Annotated in this window: 17 protein-coding genes; 8 read left to right on the top strand and 9 right to left on the bottom strand. The window is 65.8% G+C overall.

Annotated elements, in window-relative coordinates:
- Nucleotides 1-72 precede the first annotated feature (72 nt).
- From HMI59_RS09260 to HMI59_RS09240, 6 genes are all read left to right on the top strand, one after another.
- Complete coding sequence (locus HMI59_RS09260; protein ID WP_193593457.1) at nt 73-4,167, top strand: type IV secretory system conjugative DNA transfer family protein; 4,095 nt, start codon at nt 73-75, stop codon at nt 4,165-4,167.
- A gap of 166 nt (nt 4,168-4,333) precedes the next feature.
- Nucleotides 4,334-8,404 carry a hypothetical protein gene (locus tag HMI59_RS09255; RefSeq protein WP_227471593.1) on the top strand — a complete coding sequence of 1,357 codons (4,071 nt, stop codon included), beginning with the start codon at nt 4,334-4,336 and terminating at the stop codon, nt 8,402-8,404.
- 93 nt (nt 8,405-8,497) lie between these two features.
- Nucleotides 8,498-9,895, top strand: a complete 1,398-nt coding sequence (locus HMI59_RS25645; protein ID WP_227471592.1) for a hypothetical protein — start codon at nt 8,498-8,500, stop codon at nt 9,893-9,895.
- 1 nt (nt 9,896) lies between these two features.
- Nucleotides 9,897-11,651, top strand: coding sequence for a hypothetical protein (locus tag HMI59_RS09250; RefSeq protein WP_193593456.1), 1,755 nt, complete (start codon nt 9,897-9,899; stop codon nt 11,649-11,651).
- Between the two features lie 30 nt (nt 11,652-11,681).
- Nucleotides 11,682-12,047 (top strand): hypothetical protein, encoded by a 366-nt coding sequence (locus HMI59_RS09245; protein WP_193593455.1) that lies wholly within the window; start codon nt 11,682-11,684, stop codon nt 12,045-12,047.
- A gap of 108 nt (nt 12,048-12,155) precedes the next feature.
- Complete coding sequence (locus HMI59_RS09240; RefSeq protein ID WP_193593454.1) at nt 12,156-12,527, top strand: HU family DNA-binding protein; 372 nt, start codon at nt 12,156-12,158, stop codon at nt 12,525-12,527.
- A 250-nt stretch (nt 12,528-12,777) separates the two neighbouring features.
- On the opposite strand, the gene HMI59_RS09235 is transcribed toward HMI59_RS09240, so the two are convergent.
- Entirely contained in the window at nt 12,778-13,083 is a 306-nt protein-coding gene (locus HMI59_RS09235; protein WP_193593453.1) for a hypothetical protein, read from the bottom strand.
- Between the two features lie 108 nt (nt 13,084-13,191).
- Here HMI59_RS09235 and HMI59_RS09230 point away from each other — a divergent pair, with 108 nt between their 5' ends.
- Nucleotides 13,192-14,238 carry an ATP-dependent DNA ligase gene (locus tag HMI59_RS09230; RefSeq protein ID WP_227471591.1) on the top strand — a complete coding sequence of 349 codons (1,047 nt, stop codon included), beginning with the start codon at nt 13,192-13,194 and terminating at the stop codon, nt 14,236-14,238.
- Nucleotides 14,239-14,316: 78 nt separating this feature from the next.
- Nucleotides 14,317-14,844, top strand: a complete 528-nt coding sequence (locus HMI59_RS09225; RefSeq protein WP_193593452.1) for a hypothetical protein — start codon at nt 14,317-14,319, stop codon at nt 14,842-14,844.
- Between the two features lie 71 nt (nt 14,845-14,915).
- On the opposite strand, the gene HMI59_RS09220 is transcribed toward HMI59_RS09225, so the two are convergent.
- The 8 genes from HMI59_RS09220 to HMI59_RS09185 all read right to left on the bottom strand — a co-directional run bounded on the left by HMI59_RS09220 (nt 14,916) and on the right by HMI59_RS09185 (nt 18,368).
- Nucleotides 14,916-15,173 (bottom strand): hypothetical protein, encoded by a 258-nt coding sequence (locus tag HMI59_RS09220; RefSeq protein WP_193593451.1) that lies wholly within the window; start codon nt 15,171-15,173, stop codon nt 14,916-14,918.
- On the bottom strand, nt 15,170-15,511 hold the full coding sequence (locus HMI59_RS09215; protein ID WP_193593450.1) for a hypothetical protein: 342 nt from the start codon (nt 15,509-15,511) through the stop codon (nt 15,170-15,172). The genes HMI59_RS09220 and HMI59_RS09215 overlap by 4 nt, the downstream gene beginning before the upstream one ends.
- A gap of 54 nt (nt 15,512-15,565) precedes the next feature.
- Nucleotides 15,566-15,943: a hypothetical protein gene (locus tag HMI59_RS09210; protein WP_193593449.1), complete on the bottom strand. Its 378-nt coding sequence runs from the start codon at nt 15,941-15,943 to the stop codon at nt 15,566-15,568.
- A 119-nt stretch (nt 15,944-16,062) separates the two neighbouring features.
- The gene (locus HMI59_RS09205; RefSeq protein WP_193593448.1) at nt 16,063-16,434 is read right to left on the bottom strand and encodes a hypothetical protein; all 372 of its coding nucleotides are present in this window, start codon (nt 16,432-16,434) and stop codon (nt 16,063-16,065) included.
- A gap of 156 nt (nt 16,435-16,590) precedes the next feature.
- Entirely contained in the window at nt 16,591-17,091 is a 501-nt protein-coding gene (locus tag HMI59_RS09200) for a hypothetical protein (RefSeq protein ID WP_193593447.1), read from the bottom strand.
- Between the two features lie 28 nt (nt 17,092-17,119).
- On the bottom strand, nt 17,120-17,404 hold the full coding sequence (locus tag HMI59_RS09195) for a hypothetical protein (RefSeq protein WP_193593446.1): 285 nt from the start codon (nt 17,402-17,404) through the stop codon (nt 17,120-17,122).
- Nucleotides 17,401-17,664 (bottom strand): hypothetical protein, encoded by a 264-nt coding sequence (locus HMI59_RS09190; protein ID WP_193593445.1) that lies wholly within the window; start codon nt 17,662-17,664, stop codon nt 17,401-17,403. The genes HMI59_RS09195 and HMI59_RS09190 overlap by 4 nt, the downstream gene beginning before the upstream one ends.
- Nucleotides 17,665-17,666: 2 nt before the next feature.
- A complete protein-coding gene (locus HMI59_RS09185) occupies nt 17,667-18,368 on the bottom strand; it encodes a hypothetical protein (RefSeq protein WP_193593444.1) in 702 nt (233 codons plus the stop codon).
- Nucleotides 18,369-18,373 lie beyond the last annotated feature (5 nt).

The raw sequence follows: 18,373 nt of genomic DNA, 5'->3' as shown, positions 1-18,373 counted from the left end.
GCCGTCAGCGTCTTCCGGGATTACAACAGGCGCAGGACACACAGACACACGCGGAAACAGGCAGGGAGAACCATGTCAGGCAGCAAGCGCAGGGCGGCACGGCCCAAGGCCAGCGGCTGGGAGAAGATCTCGGCGCGTCGGCCGGAGGAGACGCTGACGAACCGGGACGTCTATGAAGACCAGCAGCTGGACCGCGGCGAGCGGCTGAGCAAGAAGTCGAACACCCCCGGCCTCGTGCTCGCCGGCGTCGCTGGCCTGCTGGTCGCGATCGTGGCGTGGGTGCTGTACTCCGTCATCGCAACGGCAGTGCTCACGCTCGGGGCGACGATGGGCGGTGGGCTGGGCGGAAACAGTAGCGGAAAGCCGGACTCGTTCTACGTTGAGGACACCACGACAGGCCAGGGCGGGGCCCCGATGACGTGCTACCGCGCCGTCAACGAGAAGGGTCACCCCGAGATCGGCTCGAAATGCTACCCGGATCTCAAGGACGTCCCGGTGCCCGCGTGGTGGACCCAAGAAGGCAGCGCCGCCCAGGACGCCCCGAAGGCTGACCAGGGGGCCACGCCCACGGCGACAAGCGTCAGCGCGCAGCTGGGGTCCGTCACCGGGTTCAAGCTCTTCCTGACGCTGGGATCGGGCGCGCTGGTCATGATCGTGATCTCCATCTGGACCGGACGCCAGGTCGCCAAGCACAACGCGACGGTCGACCACACGGACATCAACGACCACCGCAACGACCAGCACATCGCGCTGCCGGAGGAGGTCCAGCAGAACTACGACTGGTTCCCGGACGCCGGCGCGCACTCGGGGGTGCAGGTCAGCTCGATGATCAGTCACATGATGCTCAGCAAAAAGGGGCTGGGCACGGTCGAGGTCTCCCGGCGCGCAGAGTCCGACGTGATCGACCAGGACGGCAATATCGTCTACTACAAGGGTGAGGTCTTGGACGGCGACGACGGCGAGCCGCTGGTCGAGACCCTGCCGCTGATCGACGAGGAGTTCGGCGAGGCGCTCTTCGACGCCTCGGGCCTGCCCCGGGACAAGCGGCTGCGCCGGAAGTACGACGCCACGGTGATCCCGTACAACCCGCCGACCGAGGAGAGCCGGCGCAAGGCCAAAGAGGCGAAGGACCCTGGCAAGCTTCAGGGCGCGAACCGTGACAAGCTCGGGCCTTACCGCACGGTGTCGGACCTGATCACCGACGACTGGGAGTTTCCGGCGTACGAAGTCCAGCGTCCCGCCGGTGCCTACATCGTCGACACTGCTCCCGTGAACACGATGGTGCTGGCCATCACCCGCGCGGGCAAGGGCCAGACCTACATCGAGCCGATGATCGACATGTGGTCGCGGGAGAAGAAGCCCTCGAACATGGTCATCAACGACCCCAAGGGCGAGCTGCTCGTCAAGAACTACATCCCACTGGTCACGCGCGGCTTCGAGCCGGTGCAGTTCAACCTGATCAACGCGATGAAGACCGACATCTACAACCCGCTGGGCATGGCCGCCGACGCCGCCCGCGAGGGCGACTCAACCAAGTGCGCGCTCTACATCGAGAACATCGGCGAGGTCTTCTTCCCGCTGGACGGCGGTGAGGACCCGGTCTGGCCGAACGCGGCGAACAACGCCTTCAAACGGGCCGCCTACGGTCTTATTGACTACTACCTCGAGGAGGAGCGTGAGCTGCGCGAGTACGCAGCAGCCACCGGAATGGACCCGGCCACGCTGGAGCAGCGGCTGGACGACATGTGGGGAAAGGTCACGCTGTACAACTGCTACCAGCTCTTCGTGCAGCTGACCTCGAAGAAGTGGAAGAACCCCGCGGCCGAGCTGGAGAAGCGCATCAAGAACGGCGAGTTCGAGGAGGACGAGGAGGCGCTGGCCGAGGAGCAGGCCAAGGTCGCCGAGAAGGACTTCCTGTGGGAGAGCAAGGCTGAGCAGGACCTGCTCACGCTCTACTTCAACGCCACCCAGGCCCTGCCGCGCAACTCGATGCGCACGCTCGTCGGCAACGCCCATAACGCCCTGGTCGCCATGGCCGGTGCGGAGAAGATGATGTCCTCGGTCTACGGCATCGCGATCACGGGCATGAGCTTCTTCACCGACCCGACGATCTCGACCCTGACCTCGGGCAAGCCGAGCCAGAACACTGACCTGGCGGGCCTGTCCTTCCCCCGGCGGCTGGGCGTGCGGTTCTCGCCGAACTTCATGAAGCGCGACCACCTGCTCGGGCAGATGGCGAGCTGGTCGGCGTACGCCGACCCGATGTTCACCCGGAATCTTGGCAAGGACTTCGAGCACTCGGAAATCGTCGGCCGCGTGGGCTGGGCGCGCTACAACTTCAAGGGAATCTTCCCCGGCGACGAGGCCTGGCTGAAGCTGGAGCTGAAGAACCCGCAGAGCGGCATGCTTGTGCGCAGTTTCTACTTCCACTTCCGCAAGAGCTACCAGCTCTCCCTCAACGGCCGGCACTTCGTGGTCGAGCCGGTCACAGGCAAGAAGATCGTGAAGAACGGCGTGCTGCGCGAGCTGCGGCCGGTGCGCGAGGGCGGCCCCCGTGACGGGAAGATCCTCTCGTTCCAGCCCGGCGATACGACCTTCCCGAGCCGCAAGCTGGACTTCTCCGGCGGCGGGCACCCCGAGGAGGTCGAGGTCCGGGCGCGCGCGATCACGCAGACGATGGCGCGGTACTCGGAGTCGCCCAAGGCGGTCTTTCTCGTCACTCCCCCGCACCTGATGAAGTACGCCAAGCTGATCCTAATCCTGGTCAAGCAGCTGGTGGACGTCTCGTTTGACCAGTCGTACATGACCAAGTCGAACCAGAAGCCGCTCTACCGCACCCGGTTCATGCTCGACGAGCTCGGCAACCTGCAGTCCGACGGCAACGGCATCGCCGGCTTGGAGACCATGCTCTCCATCGGCCTCGGCCAGGAGCAGCAGTTCACGCTCATCCTGCAGACTTTGCAGCAGCTGCGCGACGTCTACGGCGAGTCGGTCGACAAGATTGTGCAGGGAAACACGAGCAACATCGTCTTCCTCAAGTCGACCGACGACTCGATGATCGAGACGCTGGAGAAGATGAGCGGCAAGACCCACCGTACCCACGCCAGCTCGAAGCAGATCACGCAGAACCTGGACAAGGTGGTCGGCGGGAAGACGGACGGAGCGATTTCGCGCACCTGGTCGACGGAGGAGGAGCCGCTGATCAAGTACAACGACTTCGCCTTCCTCTCGCCGCGCAACTCCATCGTGCTGCGCGCCGGTGACGCGCCGGTCTGGAACCGCAATGAGACGATCCTGCCGATGTCATTTAAGCTGCTCGGCAACACGATCACCCATCCGGGGCACGAGTACTCGCTGCAGACGATCCCCACGCTCAGCTCCGCGATGGAGTTCGACGTGCGCATGAACCAGCCGGACTTCGTCAAGATGCTCGACAAGCGCATGGCCCAGGCGGTCAGGGCGGCCGACGCGAAGACCCTTTACCAGGAGACGTACGACTACAAGGACATCGACATCGAACGCCTCGACCCGGACGTCTACTCGGACGAGGTCATGGAGGTCATCACGCGCATGGTTTTCACCGATGAGAGTGGCGATCCCAACGCCCCGGTGGTCGTGGATCCGGACGACTACGAAGCCATGATGCTGGGCAACGACGAGGAGTTCCTGGAGGACGTGGAGGTGGCCGCGACCGTGGCTGCCCACCAGGCGACGCAGAAGGACCACAAGCGCCTGGTCTACGCCGAGGGCACCGTCAGCAAGGAGATGCTGATCAATCTCGACGGCTCGGCGAAGGTCAAGGCTCTGGACCTTGAGATTGGTGAGGCGTACAAGACCGCGCTGGTGGAGATGCAGCGGGACCGCGAGCACTTCTCAGTCGGCGGGGACGGCGAGCTGCGCAGCGCCGACGGGTCGAAGACCTACATCAGCCAGGTCCGCTCCGATGCCTACACCGACGCCGCCCGCAGGATCAACGGCCAGATCAGCGACGAGGGCACGCGCGTGTTCGCCGAGCAGGACGTGACCGAGGAGGATCTCCGGTCGCTGGCCACGGTCAAGGTGCACGCGGCCTTTTACACGTACCTAGCCTCGCTGCCCAGCTGGGAGGTCCTGGCCGACGGCGCTTTCGACCGGGCCATGGCCGTCGAGATGAAGTCCCGGGGGTAGTGCCGGCGGGTCTATTCGCTCCGTGCCGGGACAGTCGATGCAATTCGACTGTCCCGGCATTCGTCTTTTGGCTCGTTTCCGACTCGTCTATCGCGTTCATTCGACTCATGACTGTATGATCTATACATAGTTATGTCCCCGAGCGTCCACAGGAGGCTGAGTAGCAATGAAGAAGGCACACGGACTGAGGCGGTACTTTTATGAGTACGTCTTCTACAAGGCAGTTGAGCAGGCCCGGGAGCAGAGCGGAGAGATCATTCCGATCTCCCAGGCGAAGGCCATCCGCGCACGGGTCGACCAGATCCTCAGCCAGCGCGGAACCGCCCTGGCTGATCCCGGACTCGGCGTCACCGCGTGTCTGACTGCGATCGACACGGCCTTCTCCGAGCGCGTCCCGGACTACGAGCCGCAGTTCGGCGACCACTCCCCCGCCAACGAGCGCTACCAGACGTTGCAGCGCGAGTTCACCCGTGCCACGGGCGTCGGAGCGGAGGTCGACCCGCGTTCGGCGCGGCTGCCGATCAGCCCTTACGACCCGGCCTGGTCCGAGCGTGCGACGGTGAAGCGCGCAGGTACCGAACTGCTGTACATCCCCGATGAGACGATCGTGAAGAACGCCGGCGGCGAGGTGGAGTCCTTGTCTGAGCCGCGCCGTGGAAACATGACACTCTGGCGGCTCGATGAGGACGGTAAGCCCTATGAGGCCGGCCGTGCCATGACCAACGACGACGCCGCAGGCCTCACGGCGCTCATGGACAAGATGAGCCGCCAGGAGTACGACCAGGTCCGCGAGTGGGTCATCGACGGCGGACGCGACCCGCAGACCGGCCGCGTTGACCGCAACCGTTTCATGTCCCAGCGGGCGGTGGCGCGCTCGGCGGCGCTGCTCGAGGAGCTGAAATCCCAGGGCGTGGCCTACGAGGTCCTGCGTGACCGTGAGCCCGGGCAGATCAAGGCCCGGATCTCCGGGACCGGCATGGAGATCCGTCTCACTGACACGCGCCAGGAGGAGTACGCCGGGGCGCGCATCTACGACAACGGAACGGTGCTGCGCTACAGCACAAATCACCGGGTGCCCGGCGGCATGGCCGTTCCCGCCCCGACTTCCGAGGACGCCGTGCGGCTGCTGCGTTTCGCCCAAGGCCTACCCATCGAACGCGAAGACCTTCCCGGCACGGTGGTCGGCGTCGTCGGCTCCAGCCACCCCGAGCACGGCCGCGGCCGCTCCCTCATCGACGTGCCGGACAGCTATCACGTCGACCGCGAGAGCATGTTCGTCGTCGCGGACTACGTCGTCCCGGGTGAGAGCGCCCCGCGGCCCGGGTCCAAGGTCATGCTGCGCCGGGATGCCAAGAACCGCTCCCTGCCGACCTTCTTCGTGGACGCAGAGCCGGCCGAGGCCTACGGTCGCGAGGCCGTGGAGACCGCGCAGGAGAACCTGCGCGCCGCCCTGGGCGTCGAGGAGCTGATCCTGCGCGCGGAGTCTGAGCTGCAGCGCACCGAGGGCGCGCTCGACGAGATCGAGCCCCCGGAGTATGCCTCTGACCCCGAGGTCGCGGCGATTCAGCGCTCTTACTGGGACGTGCTCACCGGAGCGCGCAGCGAGCTGCTGCGTCCGGGCGGGACGGAGGAGATGTACCAGGAGCGCCTGGAGGAGATCGGCGAGCTGCGGGCCGGTGAGCTTCCGGACCTGGGCAACCTCGTCTATGGCGGCACGGCCGCCGACAAGGTCCGTGCGCACGCTGATGACGTTCCGTTCGAGCTGGTCGGCACCTGGGATGCCGAGCCGCACCTGATCGACGGCGAGTGGCTCGACCAGCGCTTCGACCCCGCCCGCGTCGCCAAGTACATGACCAGTCCGACCGGCCAGTGGTCGAACCTGGACAACCTCGCCTCGGCCCTGCGCCGCTGCGGGGTGCCTCCCACCGAGCTCATGGGTACCAGCTTCCAGGCGACCCGCTTCAAGGACCGGATCGTCTCCTTCCAAGCGGCTACCGCCGTCCCCATCGCCGAGCACCCCTCCGAGTTCATGCGCCGGATCGGTCAGACCGTCCGGGAGAGCATCGAGCGCAACGCCGCGACGCCGGGTGAGATCCTGGTCGACGCGCAGGGCGTCATCAGCTGGACCGCCGAAAAGCTGCGTCGTGACGGCAAGGCTACTCCTGTCTCCGGTGAGATCGGCCAGGTCTTCGATGTCGGCAGCTACGGGGAGATCGTCACGCGCTTCGCCAGTGGCGAGAACGCGCTGATCGTCCCCGGCTACGAGGCACGGATCAAGGCCCAGACCCCGGGCGAGGCTCCCAAGTCGGTCGAGGAGCGTACGGTGCTTCGCGGCTACGAACAGCTGATGCACGAGCGCATCCAGTACCAGCTTGCCGGTGACCTCGTCTCCGGCCGTAGCCGGACCGGCGAGCCGGCCTCGCTGAACGCGGTGTACTCCCAGCTCTACGGCACCAAGCACCCGGTTGACTTCATCGAACGGGCCACGACGTATGAGGTCGACCCTGCCACCGGCAAGACCACAGCACGACTGGACGAGTGGACGGCCTCGATCCTCGAGACCGAGGCCAAGCGCGTGCGCTACTCCAACGAGATCAAGCAGGGCTCGACGATCTACGCCGAGTACCGCGCCGAACGCGATCGCACCGACCCGGCCGACGACAACGTTTTCGACGCCTGGCGGCTCACCGGTGGACGGAACATGACGGTGCTCACGGGAACCGACCGTAACCATGTGACGGCTCCCGGCGGCTTCTTCGATCCGGTGATGACCGGCGGTGCAACCAACCAGGGCATCGTGCGCTACCTCACTGAGGATGCCGCCGTGCGCCCCGACGGCACAATTGAGCCGGGTGACCAGGAAACCGTGACCGGCTCCCGCGCCCCGCTGATGAGCCGGCCGGAGCTGGAGACGCTGCGCTACGACCCGTTCGACCGTCAGCAGATGACGGCCTCGACGATCATGCAGTCTTCCGAGGTGACGAAGCCGACCGGCACCGCTCTGATGACCTTCGGCGGCTGGACGGCCGATGACCCGATCGTGGTGTCGACGGAGTTCACCGAGCGGCATCGGATCCGCGGGGCCGGTGGCCAGCTGCGTGACCTTGTCGTGGGCGACAAGATCAGCGATCTGCACGGCAACAAGGGTGTCGTCTCTTTGGTGGTCGATCGCCACATGAACCCGGACGAGGTACGTGCCCAGGGCCTGGAGCAGGAGGTGGCCTGGTTCAGGGAGAACCCGGGCATCGACGTGGTGATGAGCCCGTTCTCGCTGATCTCCCGCCGCAACGCCGGATCGGCGCGCGAGCTGATGGGCGGTTCCGTGGGCGACATCCGCCGCCCGGCCGTCCAGGGCCCAGAGGCCGGGCCGGTCGACGGAGGGTTGGGCGAGATGCGGTTCGTGGTCACCCACATGGCTGTCGACGAGAAGACCAAGATCTACGACGACGAACAGGTGCGCGCTGGCAAGGGGCGCAAGGCCTCCTCGCAGCTGGCCTGGGCGCTGCAGTCCCAGGACTGCCCGGCGATCATGCGCGAGTTCTACGGCCACAACTCCGGTGCCGAGTCGAACCTGCGCGAGTTTCTGCTGGTGGCGGGACTGGACATGGAGGCCGACGGCACCCTGCGCGTCGTGGGCCAGGCCGAGAGTGTCGACGAGCGGCCTGAGCGCCGTCTGATCCCGATGCCGGAGCTGATGCGCACGCAGCCGCGCAGCGAGGGGGCGACGCCGGGGCTGAACACCACGTCCATGCGCAAGTCCTTCGGCGACCTGATCGGCGATCGCGGCGGCGACATGGAAATCCCCTTTCCGCTGACCTATCCGACGGGTCAGCTGACCGAGACGGTCAGTGCGACTTCGTGGAAGGTGCCGGTGCTCTCTTCGCACCTGCGCAGCGGCCAGGAGTTCGACGACGGCACGTCGGTCACGCACGACTACACGCGCAGCTACCAGGACGTCTTCGTCGAAGCCTGCCGCTACCGGTACATGGCCGAGCAGCTGGACGACCACGGACTGTCGCCGGACAAGCGCGCCGAGGTGCGCCGGGGCATGAGCGAGTCTGTCTCGCGGGCCCAGCGTGCCTTCGAGGCGGTCACCACGGACGTGCAGAACCGGGTGCTGACTGGCAAGAACAACATCTTCAAGACCGGGCTGATGAGCTCTCGCCTGTCGGACTCGGCCACTATGGTCTGGACTGCCGACCCGCGGCTGGACATCGATCAGATCGCTCTGAGCTAGGTCAAGGCCGAGCAGCTGGGCCTGGCCGAAGGCGACCACGCGCTGGTCTGGCGTGACCCGGTCCTGCGCGACGCCGGCGTGCGCTACATGCGCGTGGCGATCGACGACCGGCTCACCGGCGCGGCGATCAACCCGGTGATGGACCAGTGCTTCGACGGCGACTTCGACGGTGACGCGGTCGCCGTCGTGAGGCTGCACAGCGAGGCCGCCAAGGCCGAGGCGATGGCCAGGCTTTCGGTCGGAGCGAACCTTCTGGACACTGGCGTGGTGAAGGCCGACGGCTCGCACCCGCTGGCCATGCAGGTCTCGCTGGACACCCAGGTGGCGCTGTCCAAGAGTCCGGAGCTGGCGGAGAGCCTTGAGAGTGCCGTCAAGGAGGCGAACCGCCTCCGGTTCGTCAGCGACCCGCACGAGGTGGCCGCCGGCCACGAGGTCCTCGTCGAGGAGCTCAGCGATCTCTATCGCTCGGCCCAGCGCGGCGAGTTCGGCTCGGCGCTGACCTTCAGCAGCCGCGAGGCGCACCTGCAGAGCGTGCGCGAAGTCTGCGTCGAGACCGGGGCGAAGGGCAGCGAGAAGAAGCTCGGGGATTACGCCCGCAACCTCGGCGACGAGCAGGGCACGCCGGGCATCACGCAGGAGGACCAGGAGGCCTCCATGTTCGCCACGGCGATCAAGGCCCACGGTACTGGCCTGGGCGGCTCGTTCTCCCAGCGCGCGGTGCGAGCCCTTCGCGGCGCTGACCTGAAGGCGGTACTGGAGGTGACTTATCCGGTGACCCAGTCGATCCTGCAGGCTAAGCACGACGCTGCTGAAGCCCGCCACAAGTACGAGATGCTGCAGGGCCCCGGGCGCGATCTGTGGCGCGGCCGCAAGCTTGAGCACACCGGTCCCGGCCAGTGGCGTCCCGAGTTCGCCGACGGCGAGGCGATCCAGGCGACGGCCGAGGAGTGGGAGGCCCTGTTCGTCGAGTTCTATGAGGCCAAGGACGGGTTCAACGTCTCGGTCAATCCGGACTGCGTCGCCCGTGTGGCCCGTGCGCTGGAGGACCCCAAGACCGGGCTCGTGCGCAACCTCGAGCAGGACCCGTCCCTGGCGGGCACCGTGATGGACCGCATGGCCTACGGCGGGGACTTCGAGGCGCTGGTGCAGGCTGCGAAGAACCGTGAGAGCGTCTTCGACAGCGAGAAGAACGAGCAGTTCGCCTCGGCGGGCACCCGCCGTGCGCGGGCCGCGGGGAACCGCCAGCTCGACGCCTTCGAGGCGTACGGCCTCGACGGGCTGGATGGCCTGGAGGCCGATGAGGTCTCCGTGGACTCCTCGGTCGTCAAGCGTGACGTGCTCGCGCAGACCGGGGACGGGGCCGCCAGGGCACGCGGTGCCAGCCGGCGCTCGGCGCACGCCGTCGGCGTGGGAGGCCGTCGCCCGGCTTGGACGCCAAACTACGAGACCGGGCAGCAGCAGAGTGATGATGACTATGGACTGGGAGGCTGACATGACACAGGACACGGAGCGGGAAATGGGTCCGGGCGGCAGGGGTCGGGGGCGCAAGGCGCTGCCGGTTGACCCCTTGGGCCACGTCCATCCCGTGTACGGGATGGACGGCGAGGAGGAGGACATCATCGACGCGGAGATTGTCGACGAGCCGGACACGCAGGCCGGACACGACACCTCACGGGGGCAGCGCGAGCGGCTGCGCGACCGTGCCCGCGGCTTCTTCGGGGCCACGACACGGGAGTGGACCGAGGAGCGGGAGCGCCAGCGTACACGCGACCAGGAGCGCGTTGCGGCCGACGATGACGGCCTCGACGACCGGGAGCGGCTGCTGAAGCTCCGGGCGGAAACGCGGCTGGCGGGCGAGGCGTACATGCAGACGCTGCGCGATTCGAGGCTGCTCGTGCCCGGCTTCAATGACGGTGAACGCGCCAAGGAGTTCGACGCGATGCACGCGGTCTACATGCAGATGATGATGCAGGGTTGCCTGCGCCCGCTCACCCGCGGCGTGAATCCGAACTCGGTCATCCAGGCCGCCGGCATGATGATGGCAATGCGGATGCTCGCTCCTGACTTTAGGAAGGAGATGGACTCCTACCTGCAGCCCTTCAAGGACAAGGTCCAGGACCGGATCGACGCGAAGACCCGGCACATCGGCGAGAGGGCCGAGCGCCAGGCGGCCCTGGTCGGAGATCTGTTCGGGGGCGCGCCGGAGGCGCAGGAGGCCGCCGGCGACGACGGCGGGAGGCAGGCCGGGAAGTCGGGCGGACGGTGGGCCACCAGCAGGGACGACTTCCTTTCCCGGCGCTGGCGTACCCGTCTGGAGGACCTGGAGCGCCGTGAGCGGGGCAACCGTGAGCTGTTCACCCCCGAGTCCGCGGCCATGACCGAGGTCGCGCTGATGGAAAACGCCTTCTGGAAGATGCGCGACCCCGAGCAGGACAGCAAGCAGATCAACGCCAGCTACAAGGCCCTGCGCAAGCGCCTGCGCCAGCAGATGGAGGACGACGGGCTCGACCGCGCCGAGGTGGTCAAGCGGGCCCGGACCATCATCGGCGAGCGGATGGAGTCCGAGCCGGAGTTGCGCCTGATGTTCAATGGCGTCGCGCATGGCCGCATCGTCAAGGCCCCGCCGCACGAGGCCCGCCTCGCGGGCACCGACAGGGTACGCGAGGTCTGGACCGGGGAGTTCGACGACCACCTGGGCCGGCGGATCCCCGACGAGGGTATGTTCACGCTGCGCCTACCGATGGAGCCGGACGAGCACCAGGTGCAGCTGTCGGAAACCATGAAGGCGGCGATGCTGGACGGCGTCCAGCGTGGCGACGGAAAGGCCCTCGGCGGCAGCGTCATGGGCTACATGATCGGTTTCGCGGCTAAGAAGCAGGGCCTGGACACCCGCGGGCTGCCCGAGGACCTCCAGGATCGTCTCGACCAGTCCGAGAGCATGCTCGCGTGCATGGAGATCGACGGCCTCTCCGACGAGGAGCAGCAGCGCGTCTACTCGAACGCCTACGTGGATGCCGTCGAGGAGTTGAACAAGGAAGACCCGGACTTTGAGCACGAGCTCAAGCTGGCCCTCGGCGAGGACTGGCAGGACCGGATGCGGGCCGCGGTCGACGATCCGGCTACTTTCCTGGCGGCGCAGCGCACGCGGCCCCAGCCCTTCCGACAGGGGCCCGGCCCCTCGGCCCGGCCGGGGCCGGAGGGCCAGTGGAGCCGCGACCACGGGGCCGAGGACTACCAGCCGGCATAGTCCGGAAACGAACGAGAAGGAGACAGGACCATGAGCGACGACCAGCAGGTAGAGCAGCAGGAGCGGTACGGTTCCCGGCTCGCCCAGATGTTCGGGTACGTCACGCCCGAGGACCGCGGCCGCTGGGAGCAGCAGCGTTCGCAGAACAAGAAGAACGTCAACGCAACCAAGCAGGGGGCGAAGTCCTCGGTGAGCTCGATGATGGAGTTCGGCGATAAGAACATCAACGCCAAGCTCAACGCGGCCCACCGAATCGCCGACCAGCAGCGGTTCGACGAGTCCCACGACAAGATCGTCAGCACACGGCGCGATCCGAAGACCCGGTCGATTATTGAGTCAGTTGACTACGAGTACAAGGACGACCGCCAGTCCATTGAGCCGGATTTCGAGCTTTAGTTGAATGGATACCGACAGGCCTGTGGATCGCTTTTCGACAGGCCTGTCGGATAAACTGGTTTCAAGCAGGAAGCGGACGACGAGGGACGATAGGACAAAGGTGTGGGCATGAAGACGACGGTTCATCCGCGGATCAGCAAGCGCGGATTCATCTCGAAGGTGGCTGGCCGCAGCGGACAGCCGATCAGGGTGGTGAGTCAGGTGTACGAGTCGCTCATCGCGGAGCTGACCGACGCCGTGCGCCGTGGAGACACCGTCGTGCTCACCGGCTTTGGCCGCTTCGCCCGGCAGACGCACAAAGGCCACAAGGTCCGGTTCGGCAAGAAGGACGTGGATGACTATTCGGTGCTGAAGTTCTCCGCGTCACGCAGCATCAATCGACGGCTTGATCCGGACGCTGACCTGGGTGGCCCGGAGACCTTGAGGCTGATCGACGAGTTTGACGAGGCTGAGGAGGGGCTTGCCCGGGTGGCGGGATAGACGAGGGACAGCTGCTGACAGAAAAAAATAAGAACCCCGGCGATGCGGAAGCATCACCGGGGTTCTTATGTGTGTAAGGGGCTGCAGGTGCCAGGACCGGTCCCTGTGCACGGCGCATCGTCAGGGGTCGCTTATTACGCCAGAAGGTCCTCGGAAGCCCCTCCCCGGTAAAGGCCAGTAGTCACACAACCTTGATGGCGGCCTTTCGCCGTCGTTTGGCACTTGCGGTCCGGGCCGCTTTGGCAATGCTCTAGGCAGCCGATTCGACAGTTCCGTTGGCAGGATGTACAAGGACACCGTGTGTGCCGGTAATGCTTTCACCTGTACGGGCGCTGGCATGCACGCAGTACCTGCGCTGGTTGTGGACGGTATAGGTGACTTCCAGCTCGAGCTCGACATCCCAGATGTGGTGCTGGTCCCGCAGAGCTTTCCTTGTCGCCGCCAGGAACATCAGGGCCCCGGCATCCTCAATCTGCTGGGACGTGGGCTCCTTGTAGCGCCGGCCACCGGCAGTCCCGATAGACCCGGCGGCGTTTGGAACAGCTTCAGTGGACATGACGGCCTCGTTTCGAATGTGGTTGGTTTCCCCTGGTCAAAAAGGACCCGGTCGCAGCTTCGCTGTGACTCCTGATGCCGCGTGCTGTATCCCGCGGAGGAAGGAACCTTGTTCCGGCGCTTGCTTCCTTGGGCATACGCTGTGCTCATCATGTTCGACGGTCTACCGGCGGCTTTGCATCCTCCCGTTGCCCTTGCTTTGGCCAAGGCCGTGGAGTCGATTCCACGCGGCGACACACTGCCCGGCGGCTCAGCTTTCGAGATGAAGTTCGACGGTTTTCGCGCAGTATGTCTGGTCGGTTCGGATGGCGCGTGGCTCTACAGCAGACAGGGCAAGGATTTGAGCCGGTACTTTCCGGACGTGCTGGCTTCCGTGCGTGAGCAGATTCCAGCAGGCTGTGTTGTCGACGGTGAAGTGGTGGTGTGGTCCGAAGGACGTCTGGATTTCGAAGCGTTGCAGCTGCGCCTGGTGAGCTCCCGGGCAGCGCTCCCGGAGCTCCTGCGGAAAAGCCCTGCCTCGCTGATCGCCTTCGATGTCCTGGCAGTGGCCGGGCAGGATACCCGCGGGCTTCAATTCCGGGACCGCCGGGCTCTGCTGGAGGAACTGGCCCGCGGGTGGGTTCCACCACTGCATCTGTCACCGGTGACCAGGGACCGGGCGGTGGCGGAGACCTGGTTCAAAGAAATGCCGGCGGCCACGGGTGTGGAAGGAATTTTGGTCAAAGGTGAGACCCAAATTTATGAGCCAAGGCGTATTTGGCTGAAGGTCAAGAGCAGAAACGTCGTGGACGTGGTTCTTGCGGCGGTCATAGGTCCCATGGCGCAGCCGCGGGCCGCGGTGGTGGGTTTGCCGGTTGATGGACAGCTCCGCATCGTTGGCCGGTCAGCTGCCTTGGCAGCCCGTGCCGCCAGGGATCTGTCCAGGCATCTTCGACCACCACGGGGGAAGCACCCGTGGCCGGAGGAAATCAGCGAACGGGTGCTGGACCGCTTCACCAAGGAGGGTGGCACCACTCGCCTGACTTTGGTGGAGCCGTTGGTGGTTGAGGTCTCGGCCGACGTTGCCTGGTCGGGTCAGGCGTTTCGGCACTCGGTTCGACTTGTTCGGGTACGACCCGAGCTGAACCCAGCTGAAATCCGCTTTCCGAATCGGTGACACCAGTGATGACGACTTTCGACCAGGATCACTAGGGATGAGGCCCGATGTGGGCGGGCCGTATGTGACCATACAGGGATGGAATTAGTGAACGTCATACCGTCCCTGATTACCGGCTTGATCACTGGCCTGATCGCCTTGGGAGGTGTGGTTTACACACAGCGTCAGGCCGCAGCACGGGAAGCAGAGAAGTGGGCTCGGGATCAGTCGCAATCAGCTGCAGACCATGAGCGCCAACGCAGGTTGTGGGCAAAAGACCACAGATACAAGGCTCACTTGAGTTTCATTGCTGAGTACCGACGGCTTCAGCACTGGATGGCCATTTACACAAGGGTGGGCATCCCCGGAACTGAAACCCCTCAACCTGACTGGACTAAAGACCTTATTACGAAGCTCATGGACGTCGAACTGTTCGCTAGTGCTGAGGCAGCGGTAGCAGCCCGCCGTCTTGCGGGCGCTACAACAAAGCTCCGAGAAGGCACTGTTGGCGCGATGATGGAAGCCGATGAGGCATTTTTAGAGTATAGGAAGCTTGTTCAACGCGATCTTGATCTCGATGAAACAGAGCTTCCGAGCTGGCGGGATGAGATTCAAACGTCAAACTGAGGAGTAGGGCGCTTGAGGAGTTATTGTCTCCGGGCTGCGCACCTCGCGGGCTTCGTCAGCTCCACACACAGTCAATTGTCGGCGATCGCGAAGATTAGGACGATGATGACGATCGGGATGATCAGCACCCCCGCGCCGGCAGCGAGGTGCTCCCAGCTGAACGGCGAGTTGAGGAAGGCGATGAAGCCATCCCAGAGGCTACGGACGGAGCCCACGGCCCAGGCGAAGAAGCCGGTAGCCCAGGCGATAACGCCGGTGGTCGAGACTCCGCTGAGCACGCACAGCCTCACGATCGTTCTGGTGTTCCTGAGCATGGCCAGTCCCCTCATTTCCGGTCCTCGAACAGCAGGTAGTAGAGCCCGATGTGCGGGATGACGAGCACGGCGAAGGCCATCCAGGCCCGTTTCGGGTCCTCGACCACCCACGTGATCCCGTCTTTGACGGGTTCGGCGTAAGCGAGCACCGGCGCGAGAACATCGGTGCGGAAGACCATATGGAAGATGCCGTAGGCCATTGCCAAGGCGATCGCCAGGGCAAGGCTCCGGCGGATTGTCAGCTGCACCCGTGTGCTCATCCCCCGGCGTGGTTCCTCGACGGTCGGAGCCCCGGACTGGTGGTCCGTGTCGTAGTCGTGCATTACCTCATCCCGTCGCCATCGAATCATCATTCGCGCCCATTCTATGAGAAACGTCGAATGACGAACAGAAACGAGGCCGAATGGTCAGTCTAACTCGAGGTCTGCACCGACGGGTGCGGGTGTGTCGAGCCCCCTGCCCGCCTGCGGCGTATGGTTCTTCTCCGCGGATGCGCGGCGCTGGGCGGCGAGCTGTTCGAGGGTGACTCCGACAGGCCGGCCGAGGCGCTGTCCGGCAATGCGGTAGACCTCGCTGTCGCGGCGTGCACCGACGGCGACGATCTCGCGCCGGGTGATGCCGCCTGGCGGGTCGGGCCGGAGGTCGCGCGAGACGATCCGCAGCGGCGGCTTCTCATAGGGGTCGGCTCCAACATAAGTCGTGTCGCAGTCGGAGAGGTCGGCGAAGCGGGAGTCGTAGTCCAGTGGCTTGGTCGGGTGGCGGCGACCGTTGAGCCGGTGGAGCATGACGGGTGGCCTCCAACAGCGCTTCGTCCCGGCTGTGCGGGTTCTTCAGGGCACGCTGGTTGAGCCGCTCGATGTCCTGGCGGGCCCCGGCGCTGAGGAGGACCTTGACCCGCAGCCCCTCAGTCATCGTCGAGCACCTTGCGGATCATGGACCGGGCCGGCTCGCCCAGTTCGTCGCCGAGCTCCTCGAGGGTCACACCGGGCTCCTCCGAGACATCGGAGGCACGGATGCGGCGGGAGAGCTCGGCCTGGAAGGCGCTCTCGTCGGCGTGGACCCGCCTGAGCAGGTCGACGAAGTCCGCGAATGGGATCACGGCGGCCTCGGGGACGTTGCCGTCGCCGAAGATCAGGGGCTCGGCGTCCCCTGCACGGAAGCGCTCGAGCAGCGTGCCCAGGTCGGCGGCGGTGATTTTTTGGGTCGGGGCGACGTTCACGGAGAATTTCGGCAGGGAGCCCTCGCGCGGGGTCCGGGGGGTCTTGTCGTCAGTCATGGTTCCAGTCTATTCGTGGTCGAATGGGGTGCCAGTGCCTCATATCCCACCATTCCTGATGGACAATGAGTCATTGCGGAATGGCGTAGCGGGGCAGTTGAAGAGAAGCAGCCCGCGCCCTGCGGCCCATTACGGGTCGAGGGCGCGGGCCGCGCATCAGAACTCGCCCGAACCGGGTTGGACGTCGAACACCGGCACGCCGAGGGCCTGCCAGGCGCGGATCACCCTGGGCCGGTCGTCCAGCGCGAGCAGGACGTCCCACCGCCCGCGGATGAAGGCCTCGTAAATCTCGGTCTTCACGATGTCGTCCGGCCGCCGGTCGCCCTGACCACGCATGAACAGCGGGCAGCGGGCGGTCCACTCCCCCACGTGTTCGATGAGCCAGGCATAGGTTGCGCGGCCGACGTCCCAACTGTTGTCGTCCAGGACCGGCCTACCGGAGCAGAACACGATCTCGAGCCCGGCGGCATGCAGGGCACGCACGGTCTCGATCACCGGCGGGTTGGGCAGGTCCCAGGGGACGAGCCGGTAGTCGTGGTGTCCCCTGATGAACCGTCCGTCGGGCAGAGCGTGCGTGGCGACCGTTCCGTCGATGTCGACGACCACAGCTGTGGGAAGGACTGTAGCCGTGGGAGAGGCTGTGTCGGTTTGTGTCATGGCAGGCCTCTCCTTCCGGCAGGCAGGGTCATTCAGCGGACGCGCGCACCGCCTCGATCTCGAGTGGGGTGACCGTCCCGAAGGGGCCGGCCGCATGCTGTGCGCCGTGCGGGACTGCCAGCAGGTCGGGACCATCGGGCATGACGCCGGACTCTCCGCATATGGGACACGTCCATGTCCAGGTGACAGGCGCGTGCACAACGCGTTTGTCGATGATCACCCAGCCGAACCGGTCAACCCAGTCCTCGCGGCCGAGAGGCTGGCAGAGATCGGCGTCGAAGAGGGCATCGGGCACTGGTGTCCGGCTGCTCATCGCACTTCTTCTTCGGCCGGTGCGGGACCGGGCTGGGCCACCCAGTACTCCCCGAGGGGCTGGATGGTCCCGTCCTCATGGCCATGGCAGGTCAGTTCGAGAGAGCCGGTCCATTCGTGGGGACCCTGGATGATCGCGGTGCCGGCCGGCACCTGCAGCGGAGCGTGGTCGTGGCCGTGATAGTCGCGACAGGCCGATTCGTCGTCGTTCGCGAGCTTGAGGGCGCAGCACGCGCAAAGGATGAAAACACCGCTGGCCAAGGTCAGTCCCCGCCTTCCTGGTTGTCGTACTGGCTGACATAGCCGATGAGAAAGTAGTCATCGACCGGATCGAAGCCGTGCTGCTCCGTGAACTCCGCGTGGTAGTCGGCAGGGTCCCGGTCTCCCGGGTGCGGCCGGACGGAGCCGATCGCGTTGGCGATCCACTCCAGTTCGTCGGCACCGGACCACTCCGGCTTGGTGCCGAGGCCGAGGGCAATGGCGTCGACGATGTCGGTGTCGGTCACAGGTCCGGGGTTGCCGTTGGTCCGGGACAGCGGCCTGCGGCAGCCGGGGATGAAGCCCATGGCAAGCAGGACGGTCACCGGCAGGTGGTGGGCGTGCCAGATCGCGTCGGCGGCGTCGGTGGGGGAATCGCCCGAGGAGAGTCCGCCGGAGAGGTACAGCCGGTAGCCGGCGACCTCGATGGTGTCCGTCTCGCTGGAGTCCAGCGCCTCTTCGAGCTCGTCGATGACCCTGCGGCCGACGCGTTTGATGACCTCCGGGGTCGGCTCGCCGTCGGCGTCCAGGTGCACGTCGGGGTCGAAGTCCTCGACCAGCTCCTCGAGCTGGGACTCAGGGTCGTCGAACCGGAACGATTCAGGGTCCGCCGTCTCCTCGACCATCAGGCGGCCGCGCTCGAAGTCGATCGGCTTGGTGCGGTCGGCCGGGACGGCGATGGCCGCGGTGAGCATGTCGGCGCTCATGGGTT

This window comes from Paenarthrobacter sp. YJN-5, from assembly GCF_015040095.1.
In the GTDB taxonomy this organism is placed as follows: domain Bacteria; phylum Actinomycetota; class Actinomycetes; order Actinomycetales; family Micrococcaceae; genus Arthrobacter; species Arthrobacter ureafaciens.
This window is presented reverse-complemented; position numbering and strand designations above follow the sequence as displayed.

Bases quoted from the DNA above. Each gene is read 5' to 3' on its own strand.
- HMI59_RS09215 (WP_193593450.1), bottom strand. From the start codon at position 15,511: ATGATGATTCGATGGCGACGGGATGAGGTAATGCACGACTACGACACG.
- HMI59_RS09225 (WP_193593452.1), top strand. From the start codon at position 14,317: ATGGAATTAGTGAACGTCATACCGTCCCTGATTACCGGCTTGATCACT.
- HMI59_RS09245 (WP_193593455.1), top strand. From the start codon at position 11,682: ATGAGCGACGACCAGCAGGTAGAGCAGCAGGAGCGGTACGGTTCCCGG.
- HMI59_RS09250 (WP_193593456.1), top strand. From the start codon at position 9,897: ATGACACAGGACACGGAGCGGGAAATGGGTCCGGGCGGCAGGGGTCGG.
- HMI59_RS09220 (WP_193593451.1), bottom strand. From the start codon at position 15,173: ATGAGGGGACTGGCCATGCTCAGGAACACCAGAACGATCGTGAGGCTG.
- HMI59_RS09205 (WP_193593448.1), bottom strand. From the start codon at position 16,434: ATGACTGACGACAAGACCCCCCGGACCCCGCGCGAGGGCTCCCTGCCG.
- HMI59_RS09200 (WP_193593447.1), bottom strand. From the start codon at position 17,091: ATGACACAAACCGACACAGCCTCTCCCACGGCTACAGTCCTTCCCACA.
- HMI59_RS09255 (WP_227471593.1), top strand. From the start codon at position 4,334: ATGAAGAAGGCACACGGACTGAGGCGGTACTTTTATGAGTACGTCTTC.
- HMI59_RS09260 (WP_193593457.1), top strand. From the start codon at position 73: ATGTCAGGCAGCAAGCGCAGGGCGGCACGGCCCAAGGCCAGCGGCTGG.
- HMI59_RS09235 (WP_193593453.1), bottom strand. From the start codon at position 13,083: ATGTCCACTGAAGCTGTTCCAAACGCCGCCGGGTCTATCGGGACTGCC.
- HMI59_RS09195 (WP_193593446.1), bottom strand. From the start codon at position 17,404: ATGAGCAGCCGGACACCAGTGCCCGATGCCCTCTTCGACGCCGATCTC.
- HMI59_RS09210 (WP_193593449.1), bottom strand. From the start codon at position 15,943: ATGCTCCACCGGCTCAACGGTCGCCGCCACCCGACCAAGCCACTGGAC.
- HMI59_RS09185 (WP_193593444.1), bottom strand. From the start codon at position 18,368: ATGAGCGCCGACATGCTCACCGCGGCCATCGCCGTCCCGGCCGACCGC.
- HMI59_RS09240 (WP_193593454.1), top strand. From the start codon at position 12,156: ATGAAGACGACGGTTCATCCGCGGATCAGCAAGCGCGGATTCATCTCG.